The sequence below is a fragment of the Mesorhizobium sp. M6A.T.Cr.TU.016.01.1.1 genome, assembly GCF_003952585.1.
In the GTDB taxonomy this organism is placed as follows: Bacteria; Pseudomonadota; Alphaproteobacteria; order Rhizobiales; family Rhizobiaceae; genus Mesorhizobium; species Mesorhizobium mediterraneum.
Genome location: NZ_CP034452.1, coordinates 6,453,000 through 6,468,003, shown reverse-complemented (window position 1 = coordinate 6,468,003; position 15,004 = coordinate 6,453,000). Strand labels below are relative to the sequence as shown.

The 15,004-nt window shown below is 63.9% G+C and carries 6 protein-coding genes; all 6 read left to right on the top strand.

Annotated elements, in window-relative coordinates:
• The first annotated feature begins 29 nt into the window (after window positions 1-29).
• The 6 genes from hutI (at window position 30) to EJ075_RS31325 (ending at window position 14,950) form a co-directional block, all read left to right on the top strand.
• The gene (hutI, locus tag EJ075_RS31355) at window positions 30-1,265 is read left to right on the top strand and encodes an imidazolonepropionase (protein WP_126107525.1); all 1,236 of its coding nucleotides are present in this window, start codon (window positions 30-32) and stop codon (window positions 1,263-1,265) included.
• Window positions 1,262-2,797: a histidine ammonia-lyase gene (gene hutH / locus EJ075_RS31350; protein ID WP_126106959.1), complete on the top strand. Its 1,536-nt coding sequence runs from the start codon at window positions 1,262-1,264 to the stop codon at window positions 2,795-2,797. The genes hutI and hutH overlap by 4 nt, the downstream gene beginning before the upstream one ends.
• A gap of 220 nt (window positions 2,798-3,017) precedes the next feature.
• Complete coding sequence (gene hutG / locus EJ075_RS31340; protein WP_126106958.1) at window positions 3,018-3,836, top strand: N-formylglutamate deformylase; 819 nt, start codon at window positions 3,018-3,020, stop codon at window positions 3,834-3,836.
• 39 nt (window positions 3,837-3,875) lie between these two features.
• Window positions 3,876-5,546 carry a urocanate hydratase gene (hutU, locus tag EJ075_RS31335; protein ID WP_126106957.1) on the top strand — a complete coding sequence of 557 codons (1,671 nt, stop codon included), beginning with the start codon at window positions 3,876-3,878 and terminating at the stop codon, window positions 5,544-5,546.
• Between the two features lie 8 nt (window positions 5,547-5,554).
• Window positions 5,555-6,142, top strand: coding sequence for a HutD family protein (locus EJ075_RS31330; RefSeq protein ID WP_095485700.1), 588 nt, complete (start codon window positions 5,555-5,557; stop codon window positions 6,140-6,142).
• A gap of 246 nt (window positions 6,143-6,388) precedes the next feature.
• The gene (locus EJ075_RS31325; RefSeq protein ID WP_126106956.1) at window positions 6,389-14,950 is read left to right on the top strand and encodes a glucoamylase family protein; all 8,562 of its coding nucleotides are present in this window, start codon (window positions 6,389-6,391) and stop codon (window positions 14,948-14,950) included.
• The last annotated feature ends 54 nt before the right edge of the window (window positions 14,951-15,004 follow it).

Genomic DNA, 15,004 nt, shown 5'->3' with positions numbered 1-15,004 from the left:
AATCACCGCCGATTGAAACGGAAAAGATGATGGCAGGAGAGAGCAAAGATCGGGCAGGGGAGGTTCGCCTTTGGCGTAATGCGCGCCTGGCGACCATGGCTGAACGTGCTGCCGGGCTGGGCATCGTCGAACACGGCGCGATCGCCGCACGCGATGGCGTGATCGTCTATGCCGGCCCGGAAGCCGACATGCCGGCTGCGCTTTTACAAGGCGCCGAGATTGTCGATTGCGAAGGCCGTTGGATCACACCGGGCCTGATCGACTGCCACACTCATCTGGTCCATGCCGGCAACCGCGCCAATGAATTCGAGATGCGGCTGGCCGGCGCCACCTATGAAGAAGTCGCCAAGGCCGGCGGCGGCATCGTCTCGTCGGTCAAGGCGCTGCGCGCTGCCAGCGAGCACGAACTGGTCGCCCAGTCGCTGCCGCGCCTCGATGCGCTGATTGCCGAAGGCGTCACGTCAGTCGAAATCAAATCGGGCTACGGGCTTGATCTCGAAAACGAAAAGAAATCGCTGCGTGCCGCGCGGCTCCTGGGCGAGCATCGTCCAGTAACGGTGAGGACGAGCTTCCTCGGGGCTCACGCGCTGCCGCCCGAGGCGAAAGGCGACAAGGACGCTTTTGTCGATCTCGTTGCCAAGCAGATTCTTCCAGCGGTCGCTGCCGAGGGTTTGGCCGATGCCGTCGATGGGTTCTGCGAAGGCATCGCGTTTTCGCCCGAGCAGATTTCTCGTGTGTTCGATGCGGCGAAAGCAGCAGGCCTGCCGGTAAAACTCCACGCCGATCAATTGTCCAATCTGCACGGCGCCGAACTTGCCGCGCGTTATGGCGCGCTGTCGGCAGACCATCTCGAATATACCGACGAGGCCGGTGCGGCGGCTATGGCCGCGGCTGGCACCGTGGCGACGATCCTGCCCGGGGCCTATTATTTCATTCGTGAGACCAAGAAGCCGCCGATCGGCCTGTTCCGCCAGCATGGCGTCAAAATGGCGGTCGCCACCGACAACAATCCCGGCACTTCGCCACTGACCTCGCTGCTGCTGACCATGAACATGGCGGCGACCTTGTTTGGCCTGACGGTGGACGAATGCCTGACCGGCGTCACCCGCGAGGCGGCCCGTGCGCTTGGGCTGCTCGGACAGACCGGCACGCTGGAGGCTGGCAAATCCGCCGACCTGGCGATCTGGAACATCGAGCGTCCGGCCGAGCTCGTCTACCGTATGGGCTTCAACCCGCTGCATGCCCGCATCTGGAGGGGACAATGACCGAACTCGTGCTGAAGCCTGGAAATGCGACGCTGGCCGACTGGCGCGAAATCTATCGCGGCGCCGTGCCGAAGCTGGATGCTGCTTGCCGTCCCAAGATCAAGGCCAGCGCCGAGGCGGTGGCGCGCATCGTTGCCAAGGGCGAGCCGGTCTATGGCATCAACACCGGCTTCGGCAAATTGGCCAGCGTCCGCATTCCCGCCGCCGACCTCGAGACCCTTCAACGCAACATCGTGCTGTCGCATGCCGCCGGTGTCGGCGAGCCGATGCCGGTAGCGATCGTCCGGCTGATGATGGCGCTGAAGCTGGCCAGCCTGGCGCAGGGCGCCTCCGGCGTGCGGCCGCAGACCATCGAATTGCTGGAGGCGATGCTCGCCAACGATGTCATTCCGGTGGTGCCGGCGCAAGGCTCGGTCGGCGCCTCAGGCGACCTCGCGCCGCTGTCGCACATGACGGCTGTCATGATCGGCGTCGGCGAGTGTTTCACCCCGCATGGCCGCTTCCCGGCCAAGGTCGCTTTCGTCTCGCACGGACTGGAGCCGGTGACGCTCGGCGCCAAGGAAGGCTTGGCGCTGCTCAACGGCACACAGTTCTCGACTGCTTATGCGCAGGCCGCCCTGTTCGACGCGGAAGTGCTTTATCAGTCGGCGCTGGTCGCCGGCGCGCTTTCGACCGATGCCGCCAAGGGCTCCGATGCCCCATTCGATCCGCGCATCCATCTGCTCAGGAAGCACCCTGGCCAGATCGAGACGGCAGAGGCGCTGCGCAACCTGATGGCCGGCAGCGCCATCCGTGAATCGCACCGGCTCGGCGACGAGCGCGTGCAGGACCCGTACTGCCTGCGCTGCCAACCGCAGGTGATGGGTGCGGCGCTCACCGTGTTGCGCCAGGCCGCCGACACGCTGGGCACCGAGGCCAACGGCGTCACCGACAATCCGCTGATCTTCGCCGAGGACGACACCGCACTTTCCGGCGGCAATTTCCACGCCGAGCCGGTGGCCTTCGCCGCCGACATGATCGCGCTCGCCGTCTGCGAGATCGGCTCGCTGTCGGAACGTCGCATTGCCATGCTGGTCGATCCGGCACTGTCGGGCATGCCGGCTTTCCTGACGCCGAAGCCCGGTTTGAATTCCGGCTTCATGATCCCGCAGGTGACGGCGGCAGCACTCGTCTCGGAAAACAAGCAGAAGGCCTATCCGGCTAGCGTCGATTCGATCCCGACCTCGGCCAACCAGGAAGACCACGTCTCGATGGCAGCACACGGCGCGCGCCGGCTGATCGGCATGGTCGAGAATGCGACGGCCGTCATCGGCATCGAATTGCTGGCCGCCGCGCAAGGTTGCGATTTTCATGCACCGCTGGCGTCGAGCGCAGCACTCGAGGCAGTGCGCAGGCTGGTCAGGGCTGAGGTGCCGCATCTCGACAATGACCGGCATTTTCACCCCGACATGGAAAAGGCCATCGCCATGGTGCGCAGCGGCGCGGCAGTGAAGGCGGCGGGCAAGGTGGCGCTGCCGGGAATTGCGTCATGAGAGCGCACACCTCGATAGGTCGCGATCCTTCGCGCCCCTCTCTGTCCTGCCGGACATCTCCCCCACTTGGGGGGAGATCGGATGTCACACCGGCTTTCGCCAATCGCCAAGGTTGCAGGGTTGAGCGGGGCGCCAAAGCTGCCAATCTCCCCCCAAGTGGGGGAGATGTCCGGCAGGACAGAGGGGGGCGCCGTAGAACTCCAACCCGCGGAGATCTCTCATGACGTCAGCCTCCTGGCTCACAGCCACTCAGGGCACGGCACCCCTGCTGGTCTCGATCCCGCACACCGGCATCGATCTCGCCGGTCTTGAGAACCGGCTGGTGTCGCCCTGGCTCGGCCGCCGCGACGCCGACTGGTGGATCGACAAGCTCTATGATTTCGCCGAAAGCCTCGGCGCGACGGTGGTGCACACGGCGATCTCGCGCACCGTCATCGACGTCAATCGCGACCCGTCGGGCGCCTCACTCTATCCCGGCAAGGCGACGACAGGTCTCTGCCCGACCGAGACCTTCGATGGCGATCCGCTCTATCGCGCCGGGGAAGAGCCGGGACCATTGGAGGTCGACGAGCGCCGCGAAAAATACTTTGTGCCTTACCATGCCGCCTTGCAGGCCGAGATCGACAGGCTGCGCGCCTTGCACCAGAAGGTCGTCCTCTATGACTGCCACTCGATCCGCTCGGTGCTGCCACGCCTGTTCGAGGGAACGCTGCCGGTGTTCAATCTCGGCACCAATGACGGCAAATGCGCCGACCCGGCCTTGCAGGCAATGGTCGGCCAGATCCTAGCCGAAACCGGCGAGACCTTTGTCATCAACGGCCGCTTCAAGGGCGGCTGGATCACACGCCATTTCGGCCAGCCGCAAAACGGAGTTCATGCGCTGCAGATGGAACTGTCCAACCGCGGCTATATGCGCGAGCCCGAAGGCAAGGGTGCGCCGGACAATTGGCCGGTATCCTACGATGCCGATTTTGCCGCGCCGATCCGCGTCACGCTGAAAAAGATCCTCCAAAACGCGATTGTCTGGGCACACGGCTGAACGCGCAACGCCGCATCTCATTCGAAAGGGACTGACGCCATGACCGATCCTCGCCACAACATCCGCGAAGTCCGCAGCCCGCGCGGCAGCGAGCTCAACGCCCGCTCATGGCTGACGGAAGCGCCGTTGCGCATGCTGATGAACAATCTCGATCCCGACGTCGCCGAAAACCCCAACGAACTGGTCGTCTATGGCGGCATTGGCCGGGCAGCGCGCACCTGGAACGATTTCGATCGCATCGTCGCCTCTCTGAAGACGCTTGGAGATGACGAGACGCTCCTGGTGCAGTCCGGCAAGCCGGTCGGCGTGTTTCGGACGCACACCGATGCGCCTCGCGTGCTGATCGCCAATTCGAACCTCGTGCCGCACTGGGCGACCTGGGAGAAATTTAACGAGCTCGATAAGAAGGGCCTGATGATGTACGGCCAGATGACGGCCGGCTCGTGGATTTACATCGGCACGCAAGGCATCGTGCAGGGCACCTACGAGACCTTCGTCGAGGCCGGCCGCCAACATTATGGCGGCAATCTCAGGGGCAAATGGATCCTGACCGGCGGCCTCGGCGGCATGGGCGGCGCCCAGCCGCTGGCCGCGGTCATGGCAGGCGCTTGCTGCCTGGCGGTCGAATGCGATCCCGACCGCATCGATTTCAGGCTGCGCACCCGCTATGTCGACGAACGCGCCGACACGCTCGACGAGGCGCTGGAAAAGATCGAGCGCTGGACCAGGGCCGGCGAGGCGAAATCGGTCGGCCTGGTCGGCAACACCGCCGACATCGTGCCGGAACTGGTGCGGCGCGGCGTGCGCCCCGACTTGGTCACCGACCAGACGTCGGCGCATGATCCGCTCAACGGCTATCTGCCCAAGGGCTGGTCGCTCGCCGAATGGCGCGAGAAGCGCACCAGCGACCCGAAGGCGGTCGAAAAGGCAGCGCGCGCTTCGATGCGCGAGCATGTCGAGGCGATGGTGGCGTTCTGGAACGCCGGCGTGCCGACGCTCGACTATGGCAACAATATCCGCCAGGTGGCGAAGGAGGAAGGGCTCGAGAACGCTTTTGCCTTCCCGGGTTTCGTGCCGGCCTACATCCGACCGCTGTTTTGCCGCGGCATCGGCCCGTTCCGCTGGGCAGCCCTCTCAGGCGATCCCGAGGACATCTACAAGACCGATGCCAAGGTCCGCGAGCTGACACCTGGCAACACCCATCTGCACAACTGGCTCGACATGGCGCGCGAGCGCATCGCCTTCCAGGGCCTGCCGGCGCGCATCTGCTGGGTCGGTCTCGGCGACCGCCACCGGCTCGGCCTCGCCTTCAACGAGATGGTGGCGAAGGGCGAGCTCAAGGCGCCGGTGGTCATTGGCCGCGATCATCTCGATTCCGGCTCGGTTGCCTCGCCGAACCGCGAGACGGAATCGATGAAGGATGGCTCGGACGCCGTATCCGACTGGCCGCTGCTCAATGCGTTGCTCAACACCGCCTCCGGCGCAACCTGGGTGTCGCTGCATCATGGCGGCGGCGTCGGCATGGGCTTTTCGCAACATGCCGGCATGGTCATCGTCGCCGACGGCACACGCGAAGCGGCCAAACGCCTTGAGCGCGTGTTGTGGAACGACCCGGCGACCGGTGTCATGCGCCACGCCGATGCCGGCTATGACGTCGCCATCGACTGCGCCAGGGAGCACCAACTCAAGCTGCCAGGCATCCTCGGCTGAGCCGCGCCTTGCGCATCCTCCGGGCAGCCGAATACCGGTCTATGCCGTGGAAGAACGGCGGCGGGGTGACGACGGAGATCGCCGTCTCGCCCGCAGGTGCTGCGCTCGATGATTTCGACTGGCGCGTCTCAATGGCGCGCGTCGAAAGCGGCGGGCCATTCTCCGCGTTTGCCGGAGTGGACCGAACCTTGGCCGTGCTGGAAGGTGAGGGGATTATCCTTGATATCGCCGGTCGCCCGGCGGCCACGGTGACCAAGGTTTCCGCCCCGCTTTCCTTTCCGGCCGATGTACCGACGCAAGCGGCGCTGATCGCCGGCCCGATCACCGATCTCAACGTCATGACGCGGCGCGGACGGATGACCCACACTGTCGAGCGCGTGGTGATTTCGGCCCCGACGGACATCCACTCAGCGGCCGATGCGACCCTCATCCTGTGTTTTGACGGCGAGATCACAATGGCCGGCGCGGCGCCTGTCCGCATCGGACCGCGCGACACGCTGTTGCTCAGTCCGGACGCCCTGAAACGGCGCCTGGAGCCTGCCCGAACGGCGACGCTGTTCGTGATCCGCATCGATCGCGTTGCTGCAAACGATTAACGCCTGTTTCGAAACATGATCGCAGCACCGGCGAAATATACCGTAAGCTCAAGTCCACATCACGAAAAAGCCCGAATCCTTCCGTCGATCAAGTCCCGACGGGAGCGAAGGGGTGATCGTCTGAAAGTTGTGGTGCGAAAACAAACTTTCGGCCCGTGTTTCGATGCAACCAATTGCATTTGAATCGGTTTTAGGGACATTGCCGTGGCGGTGACGCCGCTATGCGTCCCCCATACGGAATTTTCAATGAATATCCAGACGAACTCCACCCAAATGGAAAAGACGAGCGCGGGCTTCCCGGCCATCACCGAAGAGCCGATACGCTCCAATTTCCTGCCGGAAGAGCGCCTGCGCACTCTGGGTACAAGCCTTGCCGAGGGCGACGTCAAGGATCTGTTCGGCCTGGAGCCGTTCGATTTCCAGCCACGCGTCCGCGACAGTGCCAGCAAGATCCTCGAAGTCTACCGCTCGACCAATGCCGCGCAGGCGAAGGGCGAGACGATCACGCCGGCGGCGCAATGGCTGCTCGACAACAACTATCTGGTTGAGGAAACCATCTTTCAGGTCAAGCGCGACCTGCCGCGCCGTTTCTATCGGCAGTTGCCGACCCTGAAGCTGTCCGACGGCGCCAGCGTGCCGCGCGCGCTTGCGCTGGCCTGGACCTATGTCGCGCATTCCGACAGTTCCGTTTCGGCGACCATGTTCAAGGCGATCGTCGAAGGCTTTCAGTCCGTCGAGCCACTGAAGATCGGCGAGCTCTGGGCGCTGCCATCACTGCTGCGCTTCGTTCTGATCGAAAATCTTCGCCGGATCGCGGTCCGGGTCAACCGTACCCGGCAGATGCGTCAGATTGCCAACGAGGTCGCCGACCGCGTGCTGGCGATCGACGACAACGCCGACCGTCAGGCGATCCTGTCGAACTACGTCGCCCATGCGCAGGACACCACCTTCGCCACCCAATTGCTCTACCGCCTGCGCGACGGATCGCAGAATGCCGGCAGGGCGCTGGAATGGCTGGAGGGCGAGCTTGAAAAGTCCGGCTCCGATGCCGAGGAAATCATCATCAGCGAGCACCGCACGCTGTCCGGCGGCAATGTAACCACCGGTAACATCATCCGTGGCCTGCGTCTGATCAACGATATCGACTGGACGGTTTGGTTCGAAGGTGTCAGCCGCATCGACACCTTGCTGCGCGAGCGCACCGATTTCGCCGCGCTCGATTTCTTCTCGCGCGACCAGTACCGGACCGCGATCGAGGAACTGGCGCGCCGCTCCGATCGTTCAGAATTCCGTGTCGCCGAAAAGGCGATCGAACTTGCCGGCCATGCCGCTGTCGTCGATACCACCGGCACCGGTCCGACCGCTCACACCGACGTCGGGTTCTTCCTGGTCGGCCCGCGCCGGCTGGAACTGGAAAAGGCGATCGGCTATCGGCCGACCGTCAGCGTCACGACCAAACGGGCGTTCCGCAAAACCGGATGGCTGGGCATTGTCGTGCCGGTCTTCGCGCTGACCGTCCTGCTTTTGCTCGTCTCCGGCAATGCCCTTGCCAATCTCGGCCTGTCCGTGCCGTCGATCGCCTTGATGCTGGCGCTGTTTGCCGTGCCAGCCAGCGAAGGCGCGCTTGCCTTCTTCAACACCGTCGTATCGTTGTTCCTCAAGCCAACGCGCCTCGTCGGCTACGACTACAGACGCGGCATGCCGCCCGAGGCCCGCACGCTGGTGGTGGTGCCGTCGCTGATCGGCTCGCGCGACGACGTTGAGGAAAACATCCGCAACATCGAAGTGCACCACCTGGCCAACACGGCGGACGAAATCCATTTTGCTCTGCTTTCGGACTGGCCGGACTCGAAGACCGAAATCGATGCCGCGGATATTGAGATCCTCCAATATGCTCGCGACGAGATCGCGCGGCTGAACGCCCGCTATCCCAGCGAAGGCGTGCCGCGTTTCTACGTCCTGCACCGCCGGCGGCTCTACAATGAATCCCAGGGCGCCTGGATGGGCTGGGAACGCAAGCGCGGCAAGCTGCACGAACTGAATCTTCTGCTGCGCGGTGACAGCGACACCACCTTCCTGCCGCTGGATGTGCCGTTGCCGGAAAACGTCATCCATGTGATGACGTTGGACGCCGACACACGCACCACCCGCGATGCCGTCGCCAGTCTGGTTGGCAAGCTTTGCCATCCGCTCAACCGCCCGCATTTCGATGTCACAAAGCGCCTTGTCACCGCCGGCTACACCATCCTGCAGCCGCGCATCACCGCATCATTGACCAGCGGCGACGACGCATCCTTCTTCCAGCGGGTCTTTTCCGCCAATCGCGGCCTCGATCCTTACGTCTTTGCCGTCTCGGACATCTACCAGGATGTCTTCGGCGACGGCTCCTTCACCGGCAAGGGCCTCTATCATGTTGACGCCTTCGAAGCGGCGCTGAAGGGCCGCATCGACGAAAACACCATCCTCAGCCACGATCTGCTCGAAGGGGCATTGGCCCGCGCGGCGCTGGTCACGGACGTCGAACTGGTCGAGGACTATCCGACCCGCTATTCGGTCGACGCATCGCGCCACCATCGTTGGGCACGCGGCGACTGGCAGCTTCTGGGCTTTCTTCTCGATCCGCGCTCTGGCGTGCCGGCGCTGTCGCGCTGGAAGATGGTCGACAATCTGCGCCGCTCGCTGACGCCGATCTTCTGGGTGATGGCGGCGATCGCCGGCTGGACGCTGCTGCCCTTCACACAGGCCGCGCAATGGCAGGCGCTGCTGATCCTCACATTGTTCATGGCGCCAACGTTCGACATCATCCACGCCATCCTGCCGAAAAGCGGCGACCAGACACCGCGCGGCCATTTCTCGGCACTGGCACGCGATGTTGTCTTCGGCACCGCCCTGGTGGCTCTGAAGATCGTGCTGATGGCGCATCTGGCCTGGATGATGGGCGACGCTATCATTCGCACGCTCTACCGCTTGTTCGTCAGTCGGCAGAACCTGCTCGAATGGCGCACGGCCTCGCAGGCGCACAAGAACGGCGACAATGATCTCGGCTCCTATTACGGCATGATGTATGGCGCGGTGATTATCGGCGTCGTCGGCCTTGCGATCCCCGTTCTGGCCGATTCCACCGGAGCTTTCGTCGCTTTCTTCTTCGCGCTGTTCTGGATCGGCTCGCCGGCCTTCGCCTTCTGGATCAGCCGCTCGGCCGAAACCGAGGATCGCTTGCGCATATCGGCGGCCGACATCCATGCGCTGCGCACGGTCGCGCGGCGCACATGGCATTATTTCGAGACTTTCGTGACGGCCGAGCATCACAATCTGCCGCCCGACAATTTCCAGGAAAGTCCGGCGCCCGTCGTTGCGCCCCGCACCTCGCCGACCAATATCGGGGTTTATCTCCTGTCGGTGATTTCGGCGCGCGATTTCGGCTGGATAAGCCTGTCCGACGCCACCACCCGCATCGACGCCACGATGTCGACCATCGAGAGCATGCCGCGTGAACGCGGCCATCTCTTCAACTGGTATGACACGACGACGCTGAAGCCGCTCTATCCGCTCTACATTTCCGCCGTCGATAGCGGCAATCTCGCCGGCCATCTGGTGGCGGTGGCAGCAGCCTGCGCCGAATGGGCGGAAGCGCCTGCGGTCCACCTTCAGGGCGATTTCGAAGGTATCCTCGATACGGTGACGATCCTCGACGAAAGCCTGGCGGAGTTGCCTGACGACCGCCGTCAGTTGCGGCCGTTGCGCCAACGGCTCGCCGATCGCCTCGACGGCATGCGGCGGGCGGTCGAATCGATCAAGGCACAGCCCGAGATGGCATCGATCCGCACCATCAACCTGGCCGTTCTGGCCGGCGAGATCCGCAAGCTCGCCATCGCTATCCATACCGAGGCCGCATCGATACAGAGCGACACCATCGCCGACTGGGCGGCAAGGCTGGAAGCCACCTGCGAGGCGCATGTTCATGACGCGCATAGCGACGACAATGCCGTCGAAGCCTTGCGGGCCAAGCTTCTTTCGTTGCGCGAGCGCACGCGCCGCTTCGCCTTCGAGATGGATTTCTCCTTCCTCATGCGGAAGGAGCGCAAGCTCCTGTCGATCGGCTATCGGGTCGAGGAGCATCAGCTCGACGAAAGCTGCTACGACCTCCTGGCTTCCGAGGCGCGGCTGACCAGCCTGTTCGCCATCGCCAAGGGCGATCTGCCGACCGAGCACTGGTTCCACCTCGGCCGGCCGATCGTCGAGATCGGGTTCAAGGGCGCGCTGATGTCCTGGTCCGGCTCGATGTTCGAGTATCTGATGCCGCCGCTGGTGATGAAGGAGCCGCAAGGCTCGATCCTCAACCAGACCAGCAAGCTCATCATCAAGCGCCAGATCCAGTACGGCCGCTCGAAGAACGTGCCCTGGGGGATTTCGGAAGCGGCCTACAATGCCCGCGACCGCGAGCTGACCTACCAGTACACCAATTTCGGCGTGCCTGGGCTCGGCCTGAAGCGAGGTCTTGGCCAGAACACGGTGATTGCGCCTTATGCGACCGTGCTGGCGGCGCAGTTCACCCCGCGTGAATCGGTGCAGAACCTGGCCAGGCTGAGGCAGCTCGGCGCCCTTGGCCGGCACGGCTTCTACGATGCGGTCGATTTCACGCCGCAGCGCGTGCCGGAGGGCACCGACCATGTCGTCGTGCTGAACTACATGGCCCACCATTCCGGCATGTCGATCGCCGCCGTTGCCGACGCCATCTTCGAAGGGCGCCTGCGCGACCGCTTCCATAGCGATCCGGTGATCGAGTCGGCCGAGTTGCTGCTGCAGGAAAGGGCGCCGCGCGATATCCCGACCGCCACCGTCAGGACCGAGGCCGACGAACGGTCGAAGGACGAAACGGAAGTCGAGAGCCCCGATACGCGCATCGTGCTCAACCCGCTCAAGGCGCTGCGTTCGACCAGCGTCATGTCCAATGGCCGCTACTCGGTCATGGTCACCGCGACCGGCTCTGGATATAGCCGCTGGGGCGAGCTTGCGATCACGCGCTGGCAGCCGGATCCGACCGAGGATCGGCTTGGCTCCTATATCTTCCTGCGCGACGCCGGCACCGGCGACTGGTGGTCGGCCACCGCCGAGCCGAAGCGTGCCACCCACGAAGAGGTGCAGACGCTGTTCTCCGACGACAAGGCGAGCTTCGTCAAATCAGTGGGATCACTGCGTTCGGAGGTCGAATGCATTGTCATCTCGGAAGGAAACGGCGAAGGCCGGCGGGTGACGCTCTACAATGACGGCCCGGTCGACCGGCATATCGAAGTGACCTCCTTTGCCGAACTGGTGCTGGGCTCAGAGGCATCCGATAACGCGCATCCGGCCTTCTCGAAAATGTTCGTGGAAACCGAAATCGCTGCGAATAACGGGGCGATCTTCGCCACAAGACGCAAGCGGGAAACGGACGAGCCTGACGTCACCCTGGCGCATTTCGTCACCGACCCGTCTGGGTCGACGCGCGACGCCGAGGCCGAAACCGACCGGCGCGCCTTCATCGGCCGCGGCCGCACCATCGTCGAGGCTGCCGCCTTCGATCCCGGCGCCAAGCTTGGCGGCCATTCTGGCTTCACGCTGGATCCAGTCGCAGCGCTTCGCCGACAGGTGCGCGTGCCGGCCAACAAGAAGATCTCGCTGACCTTCTGGACTGCCGTTGGCGCCAACCGCGCCGAACTCGAAGACGCCATTGCGCGGCTCGATCATCCGGAAGCCTTCGCCCGCCAGGCGATGCTCGCCTGGACCCGCTCGCAGGTGCAGACCCGTCATCTCGGTCTCAGCCTTGCCGATGCCGCCAATGTGCAGAATCTGGCGCGCTATCTGATCTATCCTGATCCGTTCCTGCGCCTTCCAGCCGAATCGATCGCTTCCGGGCTCGGTAAGCAGTCCGGCCTGTGGCCGACCAGCATATCCGGCGATTTTCCGATTTTCCTGGTCAGGATCGGCGATGTCGCCGACCTCGAGATCGTCGCCCAGGCGCTCCGCTTCCAGGAATATATGCGCGCCCGCGGCATGATGATCGACTTTGTCGTCGTCAACGAGCAGGCTTCATCCTACGTGCAGGACCTGCAACGGGCGGTCGAGACGCTATGCGAAAACAGCCGCCTGCGCGGCAAGGAGCTTGGACCCCGCCAGCACATCTTCGCGGTGCGCCGCGACCTGATGGACGAGACGACCTACAAGACGCTGCTCGCCGTCGCCCGCGTCGTCCTGCACACGCGCAACGGCACCATCTTCGATCAAATCGAGCGCGCCGAGGCCGCTGCGCTGCAAGCGCGGGACGCCTTGCAACCAGCGGATGCAGCAGCGCTTCGTGAACCGTCTTCGCCGGCCCCGCAGGCGTTGGCTGCCCAAGCCTCGATCGAAGGCAGTGCCGACGGCAGCGGGCTCAGCCAGTGGAACGGTTTTGGCGGCTTCGAGGGCGACGGACGCCACTATGTCGTGCGCCTTGCAGGGCGGCTCACGACGCCGCAGCCCTGGATCAACGTCATTTCCAACACCTCGTTCGGTTTCCATGTTTCGGCTGAAGGCGCTGCCTTCACCTGGAGCCGAAACAGCCGCGATTATCAACTGACGCCGTGGGCGAACGACCCGGTCACCAACCGGCCCGGCGAGGGCATCTATATTTACGATCATGCCAGCGGCCGGGCGTTCTCGCCGTTGGCCGCCGTGGTGCGCGATCCTGCCATGACCTACGAAACATGGCACGGGCAGGGTTTTTCGACCTTCCGTTCGACGCGCGGGCCGCTGTCGATGGATCTTACCCATGTGGTCGATCCTGTCGATCCGGTGAAAATCTCCCGATTGCGAATCCAGAATTCCGGTTCGGTGCCGGCGCGCCTGCGCGTCTATGCCTATGCGGAATGGGTCCTTGGCAGCCATCGTTCGCGCACGGCGGCGACCATCGTTCCGTCCAGGGATGCTGAGACGGGCGCGTTGCTGGCGCAAAATCCCTACGGACTCGACTTCAGCGAGCGGGTCGCCTTCCTGGCCGCCGACAGCGCGGCTCATTCGGTGACGGCCGACCGCGGTGAGTTCATCGGCCGGCACGGCACCAGCGAACTTCCGCATGCCGTGCTCAACGGCGCCAGCCTATCGGGCCGCGTCGAGGCCGGCGATGATCCTTGTGCTGCAATTGCACGCGACATCGACATCCCTGCCGGCGGCGACGTGACGCTGCTCTGGCTGCTCGGCGATGCAGCTTCTGCCGAGGAAGCCAGCGCCCTGGTGCAGCGCCATAGCAGCAAAGATTTCGATCAGCGGCTGGCTGACAATGAACGCACGTGGCGAGGGTTTCTCGACACCATCCAGGTCGAGACGCCGGACAAGGCGCTCGACGCCATGGTCAACCACTGGCTGCCCTATCAGAGCCTTGCCTGCCGCATCCGCGCCCGCTCCGCCTTTTACCAGGCGAGCGGCGCCTTTGGCTTCCGTGATCAGTTGCAGGACACGCTGGCCCTGCTTGTCCATGATCCGAAACTGGCGCGCGACCAGATACTCAACGCGGCGCGGCGGCAATTCCCCGAAGGCGATGTGCAGCACTGGTGGCTGCCGCGCACCGAGGCAGGCGTCCGCACTATGATTTCCGACGACGTGGTCTGGCTCGCCCATGCCACGGCACGCTACTTGCTGGTGACCGGCGACACCGCGATCCTCAGGGAACAATTGCCCTTCATCGACGGGCCGCCGCTGGAAGAAGGCGAGCATGATGCCTTCTTCACCCCGGAGATCTCGAAGAAGACTGCTTCACTCTATGATCATTGCGCGCGTGCACTCGACCTTGCCATCAAGCGCAGCAGCCCCGCCGGACTGCCGCTGATCCTCGGTGGCGACTGGAACGACGGCATGAACCGTGTCGGCGAGCACGGCAAGGGCGAGAGCGTCTGGCTGGGCTGGTTCCTGCTGAAGACGCTGGGCGACTTTGCGCCTGTCGCCAAGTCGGAAGGCGACACCAAGCGCGCGCAAGCCTGGACAAAACACGCCGACGTGCTGAAGCGAGCGCTGGAAAGCACGGCCTGGGATGGTGAATGGTATCGTCGCGGCAGCTTCGACGACGGCACGCCGCTGGGGTCGCGCGGCTCACAGGAGTGCAAGATCGACTCGATTGCCCAGTCGTGGAGTGTGCTGTCGGGCGAGGGCGATCCAGCGCGGTCGACGACGGCGATGCAGCAGGCGATGAAGATGCTTGTCGACGACGAGCTCAAGATCGTCAAGCTTTTCACCCCGCCCTTCTCCAAGACGGAAAGGGACCCGGGCTACATCAAGAGCTACCCGCCGGGTGTCCGTGAAAACGGTGGCCAGTACACCCATGCGGCGTCATGGTTCGTCATTGCGCTCGCCGAAATGGGGCGCACCGACGATGCCTACCGTTGTTTCTCGATGCTCAACCCGGTCAACCACGCGCTCGACGAGGCCGCTGCCGAGCATTACCGCGTCGAGCCTTACGTGGTCGCCGCCGATGTCTATGCCGGGCAAGGCAAGGGCGGCCGCGGCGGCTGGACCTGGTATACCGGCTCGGCCGGCTGGCTTTATCGCGCGGCGGTCGAAGGCATCCTCGGCATTGAGCGCAGGGGAGCGCGCATCCAGTTCAAGCCGAAACTCCCCAGCCATTGGGATGGTTATGCGGCAACCCTCAAGGTGCTTGGGGCCGAGCTCAGGGTTCGCGTTGTCCGTGACGCCAAGGTCAAAGCCATCTCTCTTGAGATAGATGGTAAAAAGACGAAGGCTTCGTCTTTCGAACCGAAAGCCGGCGACAAGGCCGAAGTGGTCGTCAGGATACCGGCGTAGTTTCAAGGATTTGGAGCGTCTTTACACATCTTGGGGACGCGCGTTGTTTAAGGA